This is a genomic window from Sphingobacterium hotanense (genome assembly GCF_008274825.1).
GTDB classification, from domain to species: domain Bacteria; phylum Bacteroidota; class Bacteroidia; order Sphingobacteriales; family Sphingobacteriaceae; genus Sphingobacterium; species Sphingobacterium hotanense.
The window spans coordinates 3,864,242-3,883,479 of the sequence record NZ_CP030848.1; the positions used below are offsets into that span (position 1 = coordinate 3,864,242).

Below are 19,238 nucleotides of genomic sequence, written 5' to 3' on the forward strand. Positions count from 1 at the left end.
ATGAATATTCTAATCGTCGATGACCTTCATGAAGTCTTCTTAGAAAAATTAGACCAAGCAAAGATTCCTTATAACTATCAACCTGATATTACCCGCGAAAAAGCCGAGCAGCTGATTCCCGAATACGAGGGATTAGTCATCCGCTCGAAGTTTCAGGTAGATGCTGATTTTATCGACCTAGGCAGCAGGCTCAAGCTTATTGGCCGCGCCGGAGCCGGGATGGATAATATCGACGAAGCATATGCCGGCAGCAAAAGCATCGCTTTGTTCAGTGCCAACGACGGCAATAAGGATGCTGTAGGTGAGCACATGATCGGTATGTTACTATCATTAATGAATAACTTCCGCCGTGGCGACCAGGAAGTTCGTTCGGAAAAATGGTTGCGTGAAGAAAATCGTGGATATGAACTCAAAGGACGTACAGTCGCGATCATAGGATATGGACATAACGGACAGGCCATGGCAAAGAAACTATCCGGCTTTGAGGTCAATGTCATTGCCTACGATAAATACAAAACTGGCTTCTCCGACCAATATGCCCGCGAGGTCTCTATGGAGGAAGTAGTTAAATTGGCCGATGTCCTGAGCTTCCACATCCCCTTAACAAGAGAAACAAAAGGCATGGTAGACGAGGAATACTTGTTCCATTTCCGTAAGCCAATCTTCTTCCTCATGGGAGCACGTGGTGGCATAGCACAGATACCGGCGGTATTGAAATATTTAGATCAAGGCAAAATATTAGGAGCAGCATTCGACGTATTGCCGATTGAAAAATTCCCCTCGCTAGCCGAACAAGCTTGGTACAAAGATCTTATCAGCCGAGACAATGTATTGTTAAGTCCGCATGTCGCAGGCTGGACATTCGAAAGCTATTATAAGCTTTCGAGCGTCTTGGCAGAAAAAATGATCGCTTACATCAAAAAGTAAGCGATCCTATAAAAAACTAAAAGATTTAATCTCCGCTCATTTGAAACGAAGGAGACATCCGACTTGTCCCCTATTATGCTGTCAAAGAACGTGTTTTGCCAATTCCTCCCGGAACGACATACAGCAAGCTCTATATTATTCCCCATCAATTTTATCCCTCTTATATTTCAAAACTAACTCAATTTTACACCAAACAGTATTAACCAAATATTAAATATCTGATACCAGGATTCTATCTTTCTTGTGTACCCAACTGATATAAAAATATCTTACCAACATGTAACATTAGACACAAAACCTTTCATGTTTCCTTTGAAACACCAACAGGGATGAAAGTTCTTGATGGCCTCTGAAAAGAGACACGCCCATAAAAAAAGAAGCTGCCCCTAGGGACAGCTTCTAAGCAATTATTAACTAAACAATGAAATTACTTTTCTAAACGCATCCCTAGCATATAAACATATGGAGGGATGTTGGTAAACCTACTGATCGTTGTTGTATTCAACTTATAAGCTGGAAACGCCATGCCGTCTGCAGCGTATTCTCTGTATAAAATCTCAAGTGGAGAACCATTGTTCCATTTATTGAATGCATTAAAACTATAAACCATAGCCGTAGGTGAAGATTCAGCTATTGCCTTCAACAAAGGGTCAAAATTTGAGCTATACGCCTTAGCAGCAATATTATACATCATACCATAAACTCGAACTAATTTGTTCGTGTTAATCTCTTTCGATCTTTCATCATAGTAGTCTTCAAACAGCAATTGACCCGAATTAATCTGAATCGACCCATCTGGATTATACGTGACGTCAATCTTAATAGATCTGTTGCTAAGCGTTGCTATTGGTCCGGTCAATACCGTAAACACAGAACCATTAACTTTCTCGACAATATTTACCGACAAAGTTTTACGATAAGTTTCATTGACCGTGGCGTTATCGATAAATGATAAACGACCAGGGCCGAGGAATTCTTCATAAGACAAAATATTCAGCTGTGTAAGATCTAAAACGGCCTCGTCAGTACCGTAGATGATTGTCGCTTTCGCCGTACGTTTCGTGTTTTTGTCAGCAGGCTGATAGCTATCCGCTGTGATATAGAGGGTATCTCCTTCCACCTTATAGCTTAACCAATCCTGATCAAATTCCACCTTATAATCGACGTTACTGATGATATTGATTTTCTTAACCCCTCCTTTGAATGAATAATTCAAATCTTTAATCGGTGAGTTGATGTCGAACAATAGCCCTCTCTGAGTAATCGGAACAACTAGCTTTTTGCCATCATTCGATGTGATGTGTATCAGCGTTGATCGATTGGTCTTATCGTCGTTCTGTTCAACTGTGATGTGAATGATGTTTCCATCTTGCTGAATTTTACACCAAGCATCTTCGACACTTGCCGTGTAATCTGCTGAACTTAGCTGAATCGTCCCTTTATTTTCTAGGGGCCCAGTTCCCAATTTTGTCTCAACAACAGACAATTCAGGGGCAGAATTATCCTTCTTGCAGGATACCATGACCGTAGCCATGACGCCTAAAAAGAAAATGTATTTAAATAAATTTCTCATCGTCATTATTCTTATTGCTTAACGAGTTTAATATTGTAAAGGAAGTTTACCCCATCCTTATTATCATAAAATGTTTTTGTGCTTCCAACGATCTTATGTAAGCCTAAAAATTTCATCGGCGATGCACCAAAAATACCTGGCTTAGTATATTGAGACATAACCGTTAATGACGGTTTCTCACGCGTACCTTGCATCCATAAACCTCCCATAATGTGTTCTGGAGTGTTTTGGTAAGTTTGGCTGATGTAACCTAATAGATTCATCTCGTAACCCACCGTCAACCACAAGTTACCCGAAGAACCATCTGGCGTTCTACCTAAATTTTGTGGCTTGAAAATTAAGTTACCATTTTCATAGTCTAACTGAATAGGGCGAATAAATGTCTCAGACGTCAGCGTATAGGACTTACCCTCTTCTTTTGCTGCTATAGTAACAATCTCGCTCTTTGAACCACGATTACTGATATAAGTTAACTTGTAACTACCTGGAATATCTGCATATTCTAAGCGGACACTTTTAATTGTGATAGCACTATTTCCCCTAGCTTGGAAGGTTTTTGTATCCTTATTGAAGATAAAACTATCGTACTCTTTACCATCTAGAGTCACCGAGAATTGCAAATCAATACCTTCGTCAGAAACTGCATAATATGTTACTTCATCTGGACTCTCCGTGTTGTACCACTTGCTTTGATCCAAGTTAATTGCTCCACCAGTAGTTCCACCAGCAGTTTGAATATCAAAACGCATCAATTTGCTGAAGATGTTTTTCAATTCTTTAACTTCATTCACATACGCTACGAAGTCCTTCTCCTCACCAAGAGGACGCATTACGATGGTATTGCCGAATTTCTTGCCACGCATTACAATTTTTTCCGCCGTTACGGACTCCATAATAAATTCATAATCTCCACCTAGTCCATCCGGAGAGGATGGTGAAGCCTCTGAATAATAATGAAGAATAGGGTTAACTATCAAAACTCAAAACTGGACCATTGTCAGAAACAAAAGTGTAAGTCGAAGTTTGGGAAGTCCCCGCGTTCACTTTATTTGTAGTCAGCTCAGATGCTAATTCCACCTTACCTTCTTTAAACTTGGCAAGCATCTTATAGCCGCCACTCGGGTTCTATGAGGAAGGCTAAAATCAAGATCATCATCAAAAATGCTCTTAATTTCTTGACCGCCGACTGGGCCAGGTTCTTTGCAGATTGGGGGTTGATATGCAGATGTTCAGCAATTTCTTTAAAACTCATGGTTTTATAATACCGAAAATATAACACTTGTTTCTGCCGTCTGCTCAATTGTGCAATACCTCGTTTCAGCATTTCGCGCGAATCGCCTTCCGATTCCGAGGCAATCCAGAATTCTTCAACGCTTGCTTCACCGCTGTCATGTTCCTCCGGATTCAAGGTAACTGTCGCCATCTTAGGGCTTCGATTCAACAACGTGTTCTTTAAAGCAATGAAGAGATAAACCTTTACATTTTTTACGGCCGTGTAACGACCGCGCTTATTATAAATATTAACAAATAAATCGTGAATACTATCCTGAACATCATCCGGACTGTATCCAAGGTTCAGACCATAGGAATATAGTGCGTCAACATGTTGTTGGTACACTTACGCAAAAGCTTCTTCATCTCCCTCTTGCAGTAAATTCCATAAGTCAATCTCAATCATAACTCAAAAAAATCACTAAAAACCGTTAATATCAGCTTTAGAAACTAATACAGATCCGCATTGATAAGTGATTCGCTAAAACGATAGATGTATTTTAGGATATTATTAATAATTATTTAACAAAAGGAGGGAAAATATTTTTGTATTACAAAAATTCCTACAACATCAAACAATTATTACAATAAAAATCTAGGACAGTCGAAACAGAAAAACCAAAAACCATTGCACAATAAGTGCTAAATCCAATAAATAGACCGTATGGTAGTTGCGTTTACTTGTAAAAACAACAGATTTCATCAGCACCAATATTAGCAGCGTGGTAAGTAACATCCCTGCCTTTACCGGAATGCTGTATGGCGAAAAGGCGATCAAAAATAAGTGTGCAATCCCAAGAATATAGGCTAGATTAATTGCAGCAGGTTCGCCTAACATCGTGGGCACGGTCTTTAGATTATAATGGGTATCCTGTTCCATATCGCGAATATCAAATGGAAGGGTGCAGATCAGGAGAAATAGTATCTTCACCAAGCCCAAATAATTCGCCATAAACCAGTCTATTGTCGCTCCTTCCACGTAAAGCTCGACGACGGGCAAGCCCACACTGCTGAGCGACCATACCAATGCAATGTAGAAGAGCTTGAGCCCTGGCACCGAACGCAGGCCGCGCCGCTGTCCATTGATCCGAAGAAACGGAACTGCATAAGCCATACTGACCAAGCCGACGAAGGCTAAATAGTAAAAGGTATAAGGATGGATTTGTAAAAGAGCATAGATAAGTAAGAAAACAGCCAATATACTGTTCAACCACAATAACCACTCATACTTAAATACCCAACGTGTTCTTAAATATGGCGATTGCTGAGGATTCGCCGGTTTCGAAAGATATAAACTCAAGTTATACAGCAAGAGCGTAGTGGTCCCTTCTATCCATAGAATAGCCGGGTTAATATCGAAGTCCAGCACGTAATACGTCAGCGCGCATTGAGCCACCGCAGCAAGGGCAATCAAAAGATTGCTGTGGACGAAAAAATGATATGTCGCTCGGATGTATTTCAATGCTCTTTCTTGCAAACAATTGACAATGCTGCTTTGATTCGCGAACACAAAAATTAGCAAATCTTCACAAAAATCGCTAGATTAGTGCTAAAGAGGTATTATTTTTTCGTTTTTAATAACAATTTGACCGAAAATAATAAAACCTTCTATAAAGATAATGTAGACCTATAATATTTTTTTATTAAAAATGAGTTTTCAAATTAAATCTTTTGAGGCGTATCAAGATGCCTATAAGAAGAGTGTAGAACAACCTGAAGCATTCTGGGCAGAGATTGCCGACAACTTCTTTTGGAAGAGAAAATGGACGAATGTTCTTGACTGGAATTTCAATGAGCCAAAGATCAAATGGTTCGAAGGTGGAAAATTAAACATCACCGAGAACTGTTTAGATCGTCATATCTATTTGAACGGTGATAAGCCTGCTATTATTTGGGAACCTAACGACCCGAACGAAGCACACCGTATATTATCTTACAAGCAATTGCTACAGAAGGTAGAGCAGTTTGCGAATGTACTGAAGAACAACAACATCCGCAAAGGTGATCGTGTATGTATCTACTTACCGATGGTTCCTGAGCTTGTTATTGCTGTCCTTGCTTGTGCACGTATAGGCGCCATCCATTCGGTGGTATTCGGTGGATTCTCCGCACAGTCAATCGCCGACCGTATCAACGATGCGGAATGTAAATTGGTGATCACTGCAGATGGCGGTTTCCGTGGCAAGAAAGTGTTGGAACTGAAAACTATCGTAGATGACGCCTTGATGCAATGCAAGTCTGTAGAAAAAGTAATCGTATTGACTCGCTCACGCACGCCTATCTCCATGATTAAAGGACGTGATGTATGGTGGGAAGATGAGATCAAAAAAGTAGAAACGCAAGGCAATCCTGCTTGTCCGGCAGAAGAAATGGATGCAGAGGATGTATTGTTCATTCTTTACACATCCGGATCGACCGGAAAACCAAAAGGTGTGGTGCATACGACTGCAGGATATATGGTCTATACCGGCTATACTTTTGCTAATACTTTCCAGTACCAACCAGGCGAAGTTTATTTCTGTACAGCAGATATCGGATGGATCACCGGTCATAGCTACATTGTCTACGGTCCATTATCGCAAGGAGCAACTTCATTAATGTTTGAAGGTATTCCGACCTTCCCTGACGCTGGTCGCTACTGGGATATCGTCGATAAGCATAAAGTAAATATTATTTATACCGCACCAACTGCCCTACGTTCGTTAATGGCATTTGGCGATGAGTATGTAGAAAATAAAGACCTTTCTTCGCTGCGTGTCTTAGGATCCGTTGGTGAGCCTATCAACCAAGAAGCGTGGGAATGGTATCATAACAAAGTCGGCAAAGGTAAATGTCCGATTGCCGATACTTGGTGGCAAACGGAGAATGGCGGTCATTTGATCACTCCTATTGCAGGTATTACCCCTGAAATTCCAGGTTATGCAATGTTGCCATTGCCGGGAGTACAACCTACCTTGATGGATGAAAACGGTGAAGAAATTCAAGGCAATGATGTGTCGGGTAACTTATGTATCAAGTTCCCATGGCCAGGTATGCTACGCACCACTTGGGGAGACCACGAGCGTTGTAAACAGACTTATTTCTCAACCTACGAGAATATGTACTTCACCGGGGATGGCTGTTACCGCAGCCCGGAAGGTTATTACCGTATTACGGGCCGTGTGGATGATGTATTGAACGTATCGGGACACCGTATCGGTACTGCCGAAGTTGAAAACGCCATCAACATGCACGCCGACGTAGTAGAATCAGCAATCGTAGGCTATCCGCACCCTGTTAAAGGCCAAGGCATCTACGCTTACGTCATCGCGAACCACCATATCGACGCCGAAAAAACACGTCAAGATATCTTACAGACCGTTCAACGTATTATCGGAGCGATCGCAAAACCAGATATCATCCAATTCGTGCAAGACTTACCAAAAACAAGATCCGGCAAGATTATGCGCCGAATCCTGAGAAAAATCGCCGAAGGCGAATTGAACAACCTCGGAGATACATCGACCCTACAAGATCCAACCGTAGTGGACGCGATTATCAAAGGAGCAGAAGAATTCAGATCGCAATCGTAAGTAAAAACTACGAAGAGATACAGCAGAGGCTAACCAATGGTTAGCCTCTTTTTTCTGAAAGTTATTGTTGTTTTTTCAATCTAAACCAATAAAAAATCAGACCAGTGTTCAAGGGTCTATTTTTTTGTCTGGAATATTTTGTTTCTGTTTCTTAAGTATTCTTCTTGATCAAAAAAAGGACTTTATTACTAAAAACAAGAGTATAATTTTTTCTTCGAGCTCTAAAGGCATCAACTGTTGGTTCTTAAACGTCTGTTATCAGTTTTTTTCACGGGGAGTCTAACCACCAAAAAAAGGTCGATCTTTTATTTATAAGACGTGTTCTTCAGGGTACTCAATTGTTTCTGTAATCTGTCAATTCTTTTAAGTCTTCTATTTTCCAGTATTTTTATATCCTGGGGATGTAATTGATAGGGTTCCATGTCCCTCAGCACATGGTATGCAGCGGTCAATATCTTATGTGCAATGGCTATTGTCGCCTTCTTATGTCCTCTTCGGGCAGCGATCTGGTGATGCTTGACTGCAAGTAAGGGATTGGCCTTGGATCTAGAAGCTACCCATGCGGCCTCTACGAGCGTCGTCTTGAGATACTTATTTCCATGTGTTGTTCTGGAGGAATACTTTTTTCCTGCACTCTCATTGTTGCCCGGGCAAACACCAGCCCATGAGGAAAGGTTCTGATGTGTTGCAAATTGGGTCATGTCCGTACCGATCTCTGAGACGATTCCTAATGCTACTTTGGAAGACACTCCCGGAATAGTCTCCAGTAGTTCCAGCTCCCGATACATGATCCTTGCGTACTGTTCCATCTGAGCCTCTGATTGTGCTATTTGTAGATTGATATGATCGATGGATTGCAGTATAAGGGTCAACATGAAGCGGTGGTGATCTGTGACCTTGCCAGTAAGTGCTTTAATCAGTTCTGCGTGTTTCTTGACCAGTGAACCCTTGGCCATGCTTGCCAACAGCAAAGGATCGCTCTGACCTTTAGCCATGGATCGGACCATTTCCATGGCGCTTACACCGAATACGTCGCTGACCACGCTCCGCAGTTTGACGTTGGCAGATTCAAGGATGTTCTGCAACCGGTTCTTTTCTGCAGTCCGCATCGCGATCAGCTTGCGTCTATGTCGGTAGAGCTCCCTGAGCTCCCGGATATGTTGTGCTGGAATGAAGCTACCCTTCAGTAGACCGGAAAGAAGCAGTTTGGAGATCCATTCGCTATCCTTCTTATCGGTCTTCTGCCCCGGAACATTCTTGATGTGGCGGGCATTGACCAACAAAATGTGAAAGTAATCTTCCAAAACCGCGTAAACCGGTCGCCAGTAAACACCGGTGCTCTCCATGGCAACCTGTGTAATGGAATGGGATTGAAGCCATTGCACTAAATCATACAGGTCATCCGTAAAAGTTAAGAAGGTTTTTGTCTCTGTATCAAAATCACTACCTTTAATGGTAGCAACTACTGTGTCTTTATGGACATCCAGTCCACAGCCACGATCAAGAATAAAGGGTAATCCGCTGACAGCCATAGGTCTTATATTTATTGGTACTAAGATACCGTTTTGGCTAAATGCCTATTGGGACTATGAGCCCGTGACTTTCATGGCTGTTGGTGATACCCGAGTATCATGAATGTTTTTTTGTACCAGCCTGCTTTTGCTTAAAACCCTTTCAAAGCCCTTTCAAACCCTAATCAAATCCCAATCAAACCCGCTTGGAAGCGGGTTTGATTGGGATTTGATTGGGGTAGTATTTAGTATTTAGTAGTTAGTATTTCCTCTATAAATACTAATCGAACCAGCCTTTAAAGATCATCTAAAGGCTTGTTTCTATTTGATTAGGCATAGTCTTGCTTTACCAGGCATTTGCCTAGTCCGCTTTTAAATAATAATAATTTCCTCTACGAGCTTTTAGCTCACACGCAATTTCTTGCCAGAAAGTTCCTTATTATGCCAGTTTAGAAATCGGGGTATAGTCCACCATAAATACTAGGGCCTTGGTACTTTCCTTTAAAAGGCCTGCTAGATTGCTTGGGCAAAATAGGGTTCCTTTTTGGCTAATATGTTCCAAATTATCACCAACAGCTTTCTAGCATTTGCTATAAGCGCTTTGTTGTGGTGCATTCTTTTTCTGAATCGTTGATATCGCGCCATAAAAGCGCTTCCCTTTGTTCTGGATGCTCCCCAAGCACATTGTACGAGCATCAAGCGAAGATATTTATTTCCGTGTAGGGTCTTTCTTCCTTTAATCTTACCCGCACTTTGGTCGTTCCGCGGTCTAAGACCGGTCCAGCCTACTAAGGCTGTTGCCGATGTAAAGAATTTCATGTCCGTCCCTATTTCAGAAATGATACAGGCAGCTGCGTGCTCTTTCACTCCAGGTATGGTCACCAATAGTTCCATTTGAAGATTGAAATGCTGATAGCATAGCTTCAGTAACTCTTTCTTGCAGAATTCGAGCTGATCATGGTGGAAATTGATATCCTCCACGATCATCCTCAATATCTCGATGTCTACTGAAGTGAATGTTCCTGTAAGCGAAGCTCGGATCGTTTCCGCGCCGCTTTTCCTAACAATCCGAGCATGGACCAAGCTCAATAAATAATCCGGGTTCAAATGATTCTTAGCGATAGCCTGAACAACTTTCTTCATGGACTTGCAGCCGATATCAGAGACGTAATTACTCAAACGGATGTTGCATCTTTGAAGCATCTCATCCATTTCCTGTTCACTGCGACGCAATTGTTTGTTGAGCTTGGTAATCTTACGGTTGTAAAGCCGCAATTGTTGGATGATGCTAGGAGGAACAAAGCTCCCTTTAATCAGATCCTTCATCAAAACCGTAGCGATCCACTCGGCATCCTTGACATCGGACTTCCTTCCAGGAACCTGCTTGATGAACAGTGGATTGACCAATTTAACATCAAAATCCGATTCTAGAATATTCCATAACGGGTACCAATAGATACTGGTGCTCTCCATGGCAACAAGTCCGACACCATGATCAACAAGCGTGTCACGAAGCCGTTCAAGGTCAGGGGTTAAAGTCTTAAAAACCTCTTCATACTTTTCGTTGTTTTCACTTAGAATGCACATAAAAACACTATCTTTATGTACATCAAGACCACAAAATTTTTCCATAATTATGTTCTATAATTAATACTATAATGGAAACAAAGTTGTGGTCTTCTTGATTTTTATTCCACGCAGTTATAATTCTACAAATTCATATATCAGTTTAGACCTAGGGCGGGCGATAGATTTTAAAAAGGATGGACAGGATCGGACGCCATAGGTCTTTATACTAAATACTAACTACTAAATACTAGTTCTGAACCAGGAAAGGAAGGATGCAAGGATTGGCAGGATCGGGTGGACGATATGCCTATATAGTTTGATCGGAATTTATTGGCGCTATATATGACGCCAATGCGTAGAGCCCTTTCACTAAAGGGCTCCGACATACAGGATAGCGGATATTTGTCGTTATGGGTTTCTTGTATTAATAGAACCTGTATAATTTGCGTCGGTATAGTTTTGACCTGTGTAGTTTGAACCTATATAGTTTGAGCCCTTTAGTGAAAGGGTTCTACGGGGTTCGTACTAGCTAATGCTGAGATAGTTTGAAACGGCTCATATAAAAAATACAATCCATCCCTTCATATGTCACAATATCAGATCCTGACAATCCTAAAATCCTTCCTTTCCTGGTTCAAGACAAAACTTCCTCCCCGCCCTAGGTCTAAATACTAACTACTACCTCACAGTTTAAACTCAAACTCCTGTGTTGCGCTTCTTTCGAAAGCTAGGTGTCTTGTTGCGGGGGAAATGGCGAAGAGTGGCGAGAATGTTTTCACTTTTACGGTTTTGCCGTCTGGGAGGAATTCAAGATAACGAAGCCAGCCGTCGCCGCCGTTGCCATGCCATCCGCCACCCATTGCTTGGGCGTTAAATGCCATCTGTACGACCGACTTGCCTGCGGCATTCTTGTCTTCGCGGAAGCCCAAGTGGCCGCCCCAGTTATCTGGTGCGCCGATATGCCCTGAGAATACCATACGAATGTTTTTAGAAGGTTTTACAAGTTTCTCGAAAAGGGCTTCGCCGTAATTTGCGTCTTCAATCTTGTAGCCTTCTCTAGGCATATGTTTGCTATCTCTGTTTAGATAGGTGTGGGTCAATAGGAAAACGCTATGGTCGGCGTATTTTGGTTGATCTAAGGTCTTTTTAGCCCATTCAACGACTTCGTTTCGAGGAGCGAACTCCAGGACCATGACCAATAACTTTTGCTGATGTGGGGTCTTAAATTCGTAAACAGCATTCACCCCGGTTGATGCTCCATTAAGATTTGGTCCCACCTCGCGGATTGCGGCTGCATTAAGTGGATTTTGTTCCACGGAGAAATATTTATCGTATTGGGTAGCGCGATATTCGGCGCTCACATGTCCGTAGTCATGATTTCCTGTAGCGAGAACATAAGGTACCAGTCCATTCAAGCGATGGAAGGCAGAGCTGATGCTTGTCCACTGCTGCTTGCTTGTCTGATTTGCTTGCTTGCCGTTAGGGTTCAGCAAATCGTTTTGCTCCACGAGATCACCGGTACATAGGACGAATTGCGTATTCAAAGAGTCCTTATTTTCCTTAATCCAGGAAATCATGGTATGAAAGGTTCCGAGGTTTCGTTCAAACTTCATATAGGTTTGTGGATCCGGGATCAAGACAAATGACCAAGAGTCGGGATTTGAAAGCTTCGGTTTTACATAGGCTTGCTGTGCGAAAGTTGGCAATGCAAAGATTAAAAGGCCCAGAATGAGGCCAAGCATAGGTCTAGGTAGTTTATTCATAACAATTCGAGTAATTGATTGTTTAAAGCTAACAATAAATGTATGTTTTTCCGAGTTTAATTGATCTTTCACATGAATTTAACATGGAAAAATCGTAGTTTTTTACTATTTTTAGGGCGATTCCCAAATTAACTATAATAATATTCATGCTTTTTACAATTTTATTTGGTTTAATAACTGCTTTATTTCTTGTGCCGTTCGGCAAAAAAATCAAATCGAAATGGAGTATTATCCTACCAATTGTGCCCGCATGTTTATTTGCATACTACCTAGGATACATTCCAATAATATCGGCTGGCAGTACATTTATCCAACATTTAGACTGGGTTCCATCCTTAAATATCAATTTTGATTTTCGCCTGGACGGTCTTTCCTTACTTTTTAGCTTATTGATTACTGGGATCGGTACAGGGATCTTTTTTTATGCGCGGACTTACCTGAAGGGGCATCCCTATTTTGATCGTTTTTTCGGTTACTTGTTACTCTTCATGTCGGCGATGTTGGGGCTTGTTCTTTCGGACAACCTGCTGTTGCTATTTATTTTTTGGGAGCTGACGAGCATCAGCTCATTTTTCCTGATCGGTTTTAACAACGAGCAGGCAGAATCTAGAAAAAGCGCATTGACCGCCCTCACAATAACCGGTATGGGCGGGTTCTTCTTGGTTGCGGGATTAGTATTGATTGGCAATATTGCAGGTACATATTCTATTTCTGCTTTGATCAATGAGCGGGATATGATTATACAGCATGAGCTGTATCCATTGATATTAGGTTTTCTTTTTATTGGTGCTTTTACCAAATCTGCACAGTTCCCATTCCATTTCTGGTTGCCGGGAGCGATGAAGGCACCGACACCGGTATCGGCTTATCTACACTCAGCGACAATGGTGAAGGCGGGTATTTACCTACTTGCTCGCTTCTTCCCTATTTTGGGAGGTACCGAGATGTGGTCTTATCCATTGATGATTGTCGGAGGTTTCACCATGCTGTTTGCAGCCGTACATTCCTTATTCCGCATCGACCTAAAATCTATATTGGCTTATACGACGATATCAGCACTCGGTATATTGGTGTTTCTGCTAGGCGTTGGAACGAAGGAAGCAATTATTGCTGCCAGTGTCTTCATATTGGTGCATGCTTTATACAAAGCGACATTATTCCTTGTTACGGGTATTATTGACCATGAAACCGGGACTCGGGATATTACCGTATTATCGGGACTACGGAAGGTACTCTTACCTGTTGGTATTGCTGCAGGTTTAGCTGCACTTTCCAGCGCTGGTGTGCCGCTGACTTTTGGATTTATCGGAAAGGACTTAATCTATGAGTCTACATTGCATGCCGTGCCTCATTTGAGCATTATATTGACGGGATTAGCCTTAGTGACGAATATTTGTTTGCTTGCTGCAGGTTTTATGGCGGGTTTCAACCCCTTCTTTGGCGAGCTTCCGGAGAAATATAGTAAACTGCATTTACCTTATATTTCGATGTGGCTTCCAGCACTGATACTGGGCATCTTGAGTGTACTTTTTGGGGTATTCCCGGGTATTGTAGGCGACTTGCTGAGTTATCAAACCGCTAATGCGATTTTTGGGCAGGATACGGAAATGCATCTGGCGATCTGGCATGGTTTCAATACGGTATTATTGTTAAGTGGGATTACGTTAGTCGTTGGTACGATCCTATACCTGATCAATAAACCAAGTGAAGCGAAAGTGAGACTGGTAGAGAAATGGAATACTTTCTCTGCACAAACGTTTTTTACGCGTTACAGCAACGATATATTCAAGTTTTCGACCTGGTATACCAACAGCCTTCATAATGGCTACCTGCGATCGTATCACTTAAAGATTATATTATTCGCGGAGGCTCTTTTGATCTATAGGTTATGGCTCAGCGGACCTATTCAGATCAATTTCGATAATCTTTCTCCACTAACGATATATGAGGTAGCTGTGGCTATTATCCTGCTTGGCGCCCTACTGATCGTCATCATTACCCCATCTAGACTGACTTCCGTTGTTTCCATGAGTGTCATCGGCTATTGTATCTGTTTGATGTTCGTATTCTACAGTGCGCCGGATTTGGCAATGACGCAATTTACTATCGACACCTTGACGACCGTACTTTTTGTATTGGTTCTCTATAAATTACCAACTTTCTTGAGTTTAGCATCCCCACGGCAAAAGATCAGAGATATGTTCGTTGCTCTTGGCTTCGGAACCATACTTTCTATTATCGCTTTGAAGGTGCTTTACGAACCGGTGTCTAAGGATACGACGAATTTCTATGGCGAGAATGCCTATATCCTAGCAAAAGGCAAGAATGTGGTCAATGTAATCTTGGCAGACTTTAGGGGTATCGATACGATGTTCGAAACGGTTGTATTGAGTATTGCCGCAGTCGGAGTGTATAGTTTATTAAAATTAAGATTAAAGTCGTCGGAGAAAGAATAAGTTTATGAAGAGTATTATCTTACAGACCGCTACTCGGTATCTGCTACCGATCTTATTGCTGTTCTCTTTCTTTTTACTGTTAAGAGGGCATTATTTCCCTGGAGGAGGCTTCGTTGGGGGGCTAGTTGCGTCAATTGCCTTTGTGTTACATAGTTTTGCACATGGGACCGAAGAAACGATGAAATTATTAGGCAGAAAGCCTTTATCATTGATTCCTATCGGCCTTGGCGTGGCCTCATTGGCTGTTATTTCGCCTACCTTTTTTGGTCTTCCACCAATGACGGGCTTATGGTTTGAGGAAAAAATTCCTGTTATCGGCTCCATTGGTTCCGCGCTGTTCTTTGACCTGGGGGTTTATCTGGTCGTCGTCGGTGTGGTTCTTACGATATTGTTCACCATTTCATTAACCAAGGACTAAGCATATGGAGTTATTATTAGTCGTTGTTTTAGGCTTTCTATATGCTGCGGGGATCTTTTTGATTCTACGGCGCAGTATGGTGAAATTGCTCTTAGGGATTATGCTCTTAGGCAATGGTACGAACATCCTGATTTTCCTTTTAGGAACCATTACGAAGGGAAAGCCCCCTGTAATCGATCCGAACCACAATGTTTTCGAAGATATTTATGCAGACCCGATTCCACAATCCTTAATCCTGACGGCGATTGTCATCAGTTTCGCTTTAACGGCTTTTGCGATTGTATTGTTGAAAAGGGTGTACGCCTTGGTTGATTCAGACGATTTAGATGATTTAAATACGCCGGAAGAAGAAGATATATGATTGATAACCACATTTTAGCTCCCGTTTTTATCCACTTGTTTACGGCTATTCTGCAGCTTATTGCCTGGCGGAAGACCGTGACGCAGCGCTTTATTAGCGTCGGGGGAGCCTTTATCGGGTTGTTGATTGCAATCCGTCTTTTTGCAAAGGTCTACACAGAAGGAACTTTATCGATGAATGCTTCCAATTGGGAAGCACCATTTGGGATTGTCTTTGTTGCCGACTTATTGGCGGTCAGTATGGTCTTGCTAACCTCTATTGCAGGATTCGCTGTTTCGATATTTTCATCGGTTGGAATTGCTCGTCAAAGGATGCTGTATGGCTACTTCCCTATTTTCCACTTCCTCTTGATGGGGTTGAATGGTGCATTTTTAACGGGCGATATCTTCAACCTCTATGTTTGGTTCGAAGTCATCATTATTTCCTCATTTGTGTTGATGACGCTGGGAGGCCGTAAAGCACAGCTGGAAGGTGCCGTAAAGTATATGGCGATGAATATTCTAGCGTCGACATTCTTTTTAACCGGTATTGGTATTCTCTACGGTATCACGGGTTCATTGAATATGGCTGATCTTTCGATTCGCATTCGTGAATTCCATAATCAGTCTTTAATTGATATTGCGGCAATCTTCTTTCTATTAGGCTTCGGTATTAAGTCTGCAGTGTTCCCGCTTTACTATTGGCTGCCTTCATCCTATCATACGCCGCCTTCCGCAGTTGCAGCAACCTTTGGTGGCTTATTGACGAAAGTCGGGGTCTATGCTATCTTACGGGTGTTCAGTTTGATGTTCATCCCTGATGAGTTTACGAAGAATTTGCTGATGGTGATGGCGGTTTTAACCATCTTGACGGGAGCCTTTGGCGCCCTGATCAAAACCAATATCCGCCGATTGTTTTCCTATTTGATTGTCTGTCATATCGGTTTTATGCTGGGCGGGATTGCGATGTTTACCAAAGCGGCATTAATGGGCGCGGTATTCTACTTGATTCATGATATTATGGTCAAGACGAATATGTTCTTGATTGCCGGATACATCCGCCAAGTGAGAGGAACGATGGACATGAATCGATTAGGGGGATTATATGCTTCCTATCCGCTGATATCATTGATTATCGCTTTGGTGCTCTTCTCCTTAGTTGGGGTGCCTCCATTATCAGGTTTTTGGCCTAAGATCTACCTTTTTCAGGAAGCATTCGTGGGCAAGCACTACTTTTTTGTTGGCGCATTGATTGTGGGTAGTCTAGTGACCATGTACGTCATCGCGAAGATGTGGGCGGACGTATTCTGGAAGAAATGCCCTGATGAGAGCGTGATGGAGGATAAGTTTATGGAGCTTCCTCCTTTTAAGAAAGTATTGCTAGTGATGCCAATCCTACTTTTATGTTCGGTAACTTTATACATCGGCTTAAATGCAGAGAACATTGTCATTGCTGTAGATCGCATAAGTAACGAATTGTTGGATACAAGCTCATACATACGTACCGTATTGGGTGATAAAGTTTTTGAGAAATGATTAAGTTTTTCTTGATGAACTTATTGCTATCCTTTATCTGGGTAGCATTATCGGGCTCCCTTTTATATTCAAACTTTTTGTTTGGCTATTTATTAGGGTTTGGCGTGCTGTGGATCATGAATAGGAATGAGACGGATCAGCGCTACTTCTATCGTGTACCGAAGATTATTTCCTTCTTTTTCTATTTCCTTTACGAGTTGCTCAAAGCGAATATTCAGGTAGCCTATGACGTTGTTACGCCGAAGTATTTCTTCAAGCCTGGCATCGTGCGCTATCCGGTGAATACCAAGACAGATTTTGAGATCAATTTGCTATCTACCTTTATTTCCCTGACGCCAGGGACGTTGATTATCGACATTAGCGATGACAAAAAGGCTATTTATATCCACGTGATGTATCTAAAGGATGAGCAGCAATTTATCCGTCAGTTAAAAACAGGGGTTGAACGAAGATTATTAGAGATCATAAGATGAGTTTAGAAGCGTATTTTGATTTTGTGATTTTACCCATCTTGACCATTTCGGTGTTGCTGGTCTTTATCCGTTTGTTCAAAGGGCCGACGGTGGTAGATCGCGTGATTGCACTGGATCTTATCATCACTATTGGTATTGGTATTATCACGGTTTATAGTATCCGACAAGAGCAGGAAGTGCTGTTGGATGTAGCTATTATTTTGGCGCTTATTGCCTTTTTGGGTACTATCGCCTTTTCGTATTACATAGAAAAACAACGCGATGATTGATATTATTTTAGCAGTATTAAGTACGGTAGGTGCACTATCCATCCTCTTTGCATCCATTGGTGTGCTCCGGATGCCTGATTTTTACCTTCGCCTATCTGTTACGGTCAAAGCATCGACCTTGGGCGTAGGTTTATTATTGATCTGCGCGGCCATTATGTTCCCTGATGATGTTTCGGTAACCACGAAGTCTATTGCCATCATATTCTTTTTAATTCTGACGGCTCCGATCGCCGCACATATGATTGGGCGTGCAGCTTATACAACGGACACGCCACTATGGAAAGGTACCATCATCGATCAACTGCAAGGCATGTATAATCACGAAAAGAATATACTAGAGAGCGACCCTAATAAAGCAGATAAAACGGAAGATGATAATATTGCCGATACGGAAGATGCTACGGATTAAAAGATAATACAGACCGGTTTGGACAGCACGATTCTTCTACCGTGATCCGTCAGCAAGCCTGTTTTAGCATCTCTCGCAAACACCACGATTTGATCCGTCACTTGATTGGCAACCAAGACAAACTTCCCGTTTGGTGTTAAATTTAAGTTTCTAGGACCTGTCCCTAAGGCAGATACCAATTGCTTTAATTCTAAGGAACCGTCTTTTTTGATTGCAAAGACCGATACCGTATTTGCATCAGCACGATTGGTACTATACAGGAATTTGCCATCAGGTGATATTTTCAAGTCTGCAGCGCCATGTTGGCCTTCGAATTCTGCGGTAATCATATTGATGATCTGCGATTGCTTCCAGCCATTCTTTTCTTTGTTAAAAACTACGATATCTCCGGTTAGTTCTTGCAAGGAATACATCGTTTTTCCTTTAGGATGGAATGCAATATGTCTTGGTCCACCTCCCTTTGTAACAGTAATTAATTCTTTTTCTTTGAATTGGTACTTTGTTCCATCTTTTACGACGTCAAAGACGTAGATCATATCTGCACCTAAATCAGAGACATAGATTGATTTGTCGGGTCCCATAAACGCCGAGTGGATGTGCGATTTGGTTTGTCGTTTAGGGTCGACGCTGCTTCCCTTAAACTCACGATAATCGTCCATTTCGGATATATGTCCGTTTTCATCAATGCTATATAATGCTAAGGATCCTCCGGAGTAATTGGAAACGACGGCATAGCGGCCATTATCCCCCAATAGCACATGGCAGGGTGCTCCTCCCTTGGTCGAGACTTTATTTTCGAAGGTCAGGGTTTCATCAGCCAGGTTAAAGGATGAAATCGATTGGTTGCCATCGCCCGACTCATTTACTGCCACTAAAAACTTATCTGTTCGTGCTAAAAATGATGGACTTGGTGTTTCTACTTCACTTATCAAATCTGAATTCCCAGTGACCTGATCGAACAAATAAGAATAAATTCCTCGGCTTCCGCCCTCGGAGGTATAGGTTCCAACGAACATGGGAACAAGTTGGTTTTGTGCATGTGTTAAATGTGCGGTCATCATCGAAATTAGTATTATCAGGCAAGTCTTTTTCATCTGTTAAATATGGTTAAAACACAGTAAGTTTATCTTCAAATAGGTATTTTAGCGCCA

At 41.9% G+C, this 19,238-nt stretch carries 18 protein-coding genes; 9 read left to right on the forward strand and 9 right to left on the reverse strand.

The window, feature by feature from the left end; all coding sequences use genetic code 11:
- Entirely contained in the window at positions 1 to 927 is a 927-nt protein-coding gene (locus DSM08_RS16300) for an NAD(P)-dependent oxidoreductase (RefSeq protein ID WP_149527140.1), read from the forward strand.
- A gap of 427 nt (positions 928 to 1,354) precedes the next feature.
- Here the strand turns inward: DSM08_RS16300 and DSM08_RS16305 are convergent, their stop codons facing one another.
- The 5 genes from DSM08_RS16305 to DSM08_RS16325 form a co-directional block, all read right to left on the reverse strand.
- Positions 1,355 to 2,500: a BACON domain-containing protein gene (locus DSM08_RS16305; protein ID WP_187773891.1), complete on the reverse strand. Its 1,146-nt coding sequence runs from the start codon at positions 2,498 to 2,500 to the stop codon at positions 1,355 to 1,357.
- Positions 2,501 to 2,511: 11 nt separating this feature from the next.
- Positions 2,512 to 3,477 carry a DUF4302 domain-containing protein gene (locus tag DSM08_RS16310; protein ID WP_149527142.1) on the reverse strand — a complete coding sequence of 322 codons (966 nt, stop codon included), beginning with the start codon at positions 3,475 to 3,477 and terminating at the stop codon, positions 2,512 to 2,514.
- Positions 3,467 to 3,604, reverse strand: coding sequence for a DUF4302 domain-containing protein (locus DSM08_RS19485; protein ID WP_149527143.1), 138 nt, complete (start codon positions 3,602 to 3,604; stop codon positions 3,467 to 3,469). The genes DSM08_RS16310 and DSM08_RS19485 overlap by 11 nt, the downstream gene beginning before the upstream one ends.
- Before the next feature lies 1 nt (position 3,605).
- The gene (locus DSM08_RS16320) at positions 3,606 to 4,118 is read right to left on the reverse strand and encodes an RNA polymerase sigma factor (RefSeq protein ID WP_149527144.1); all 513 of its coding nucleotides are present in this window, start codon (positions 4,116 to 4,118) and stop codon (positions 3,606 to 3,608) included.
- A gap of 249 nt (positions 4,119 to 4,367) precedes the next feature.
- On the reverse strand, positions 4,368 to 5,249 hold the full coding sequence (locus DSM08_RS16325) for a UbiA prenyltransferase family protein (protein ID WP_246172310.1): 882 nt from the start codon (positions 5,247 to 5,249) through the stop codon (positions 4,368 to 4,370).
- Positions 5,250 to 5,421: 172 nt separating this feature from the next.
- Between DSM08_RS16325 and acs the strand changes: the two genes are divergently transcribed.
- Positions 5,422 to 7,344 (forward strand): acetate--CoA ligase, encoded by a 1,923-nt coding sequence (gene acs, locus DSM08_RS16330; protein ID WP_149527145.1) that lies wholly within the window; start codon positions 5,422 to 5,424, stop codon positions 7,342 to 7,344.
- A 305-nt stretch (positions 7,345 to 7,649) separates the two neighbouring features.
- On the opposite strand, the gene DSM08_RS16335 is transcribed toward acs, so the two are convergent.
- From DSM08_RS16335 to DSM08_RS16345, 3 genes are all read right to left on the reverse strand, one after another.
- On the reverse strand, positions 7,650 to 8,876 hold the full coding sequence (locus DSM08_RS16335) for an IS110 family RNA-guided transposase (protein ID WP_149525249.1): 1,227 nt from the start codon (positions 8,874 to 8,876) through the stop codon (positions 7,650 to 7,652).
- Between the two features lie 492 nt (positions 8,877 to 9,368).
- The gene (locus DSM08_RS16340; RefSeq protein WP_149526577.1) at positions 9,369 to 10,487 is read right to left on the reverse strand and encodes an IS110 family RNA-guided transposase; all 1,119 of its coding nucleotides are present in this window, start codon (positions 10,485 to 10,487) and stop codon (positions 9,369 to 9,371) included.
- A gap of 620 nt (positions 10,488 to 11,107) precedes the next feature.
- Positions 11,108 to 12,187, reverse strand: coding sequence for a metallophosphoesterase (locus DSM08_RS16345; RefSeq protein ID WP_246172312.1), 1,080 nt, complete (start codon positions 12,185 to 12,187; stop codon positions 11,108 to 11,110).
- A 146-nt stretch (positions 12,188 to 12,333) separates the two neighbouring features.
- Between DSM08_RS16345 and DSM08_RS16350 the strand changes: the two genes are divergently transcribed.
- Genes DSM08_RS16350 through mnhG form a run of 7 tightly spaced genes read left to right on the forward strand, consistent with a single transcriptional unit; the run spans position 12,334 to position 18,087 of the window.
- Positions 12,334 to 14,643, forward strand: coding sequence for a putative monovalent cation/H+ antiporter subunit A (locus DSM08_RS16350; protein ID WP_149527146.1), 2,310 nt, complete (start codon positions 12,334 to 12,336; stop codon positions 14,641 to 14,643).
- A gap of 4 nt (positions 14,644 to 14,647) precedes the next feature.
- Positions 14,648 to 15,061, forward strand: a complete 414-nt coding sequence (locus tag DSM08_RS16355; RefSeq protein ID WP_149527147.1) for a Na+/H+ antiporter subunit B — start codon at positions 14,648 to 14,650, stop codon at positions 15,059 to 15,061.
- A gap of 4 nt (positions 15,062 to 15,065) precedes the next feature.
- Positions 15,066 to 15,422 carry a Na+/H+ antiporter subunit C gene (locus DSM08_RS16360; RefSeq protein WP_149527148.1) on the forward strand — a complete coding sequence of 119 codons (357 nt, stop codon included), beginning with the start codon at positions 15,066 to 15,068 and terminating at the stop codon, positions 15,420 to 15,422.
- A complete protein-coding gene (locus DSM08_RS16365) occupies positions 15,419 to 16,936 on the forward strand; it encodes a proton-conducting transporter transmembrane domain-containing protein (protein ID WP_149527149.1) in 1,518 nt (505 codons plus the stop codon). Before DSM08_RS16360 ends, DSM08_RS16365 begins: the two co-directional genes overlap by 4 nt.
- Entirely contained in the window at positions 16,933 to 17,409 is a 477-nt protein-coding gene (locus DSM08_RS16370; protein ID WP_149527150.1) for a Na+/H+ antiporter subunit E, read from the forward strand. Before DSM08_RS16365 ends, DSM08_RS16370 begins: the two co-directional genes overlap by 4 nt.
- The gene (locus DSM08_RS16375; protein ID WP_149527151.1) at positions 17,406 to 17,678 is read left to right on the forward strand and encodes a monovalent cation/H+ antiporter complex subunit F; all 273 of its coding nucleotides are present in this window, start codon (positions 17,406 to 17,408) and stop codon (positions 17,676 to 17,678) included. Before DSM08_RS16370 ends, DSM08_RS16375 begins: the two co-directional genes overlap by 4 nt.
- On the forward strand, positions 17,671 to 18,087 hold the full coding sequence (gene mnhG, locus DSM08_RS16380; protein ID WP_149527152.1) for a monovalent cation/H(+) antiporter subunit G: 417 nt from the start codon (positions 17,671 to 17,673) through the stop codon (positions 18,085 to 18,087). Before DSM08_RS16375 ends, mnhG begins: the two co-directional genes overlap by 8 nt.
- On the opposite strand, the gene DSM08_RS16385 is transcribed toward mnhG, so the two are convergent.
- The gene (locus tag DSM08_RS16385; protein ID WP_149527153.1) at positions 18,084 to 19,181 is read right to left on the reverse strand and encodes a lactonase family protein; all 1,098 of its coding nucleotides are present in this window, start codon (positions 19,179 to 19,181) and stop codon (positions 18,084 to 18,086) included. The two genes, mnhG and DSM08_RS16385, sit on opposite strands and share 4 nt — an antisense overlap.
- Positions 19,182 to 19,238 lie beyond the last annotated feature (57 nt).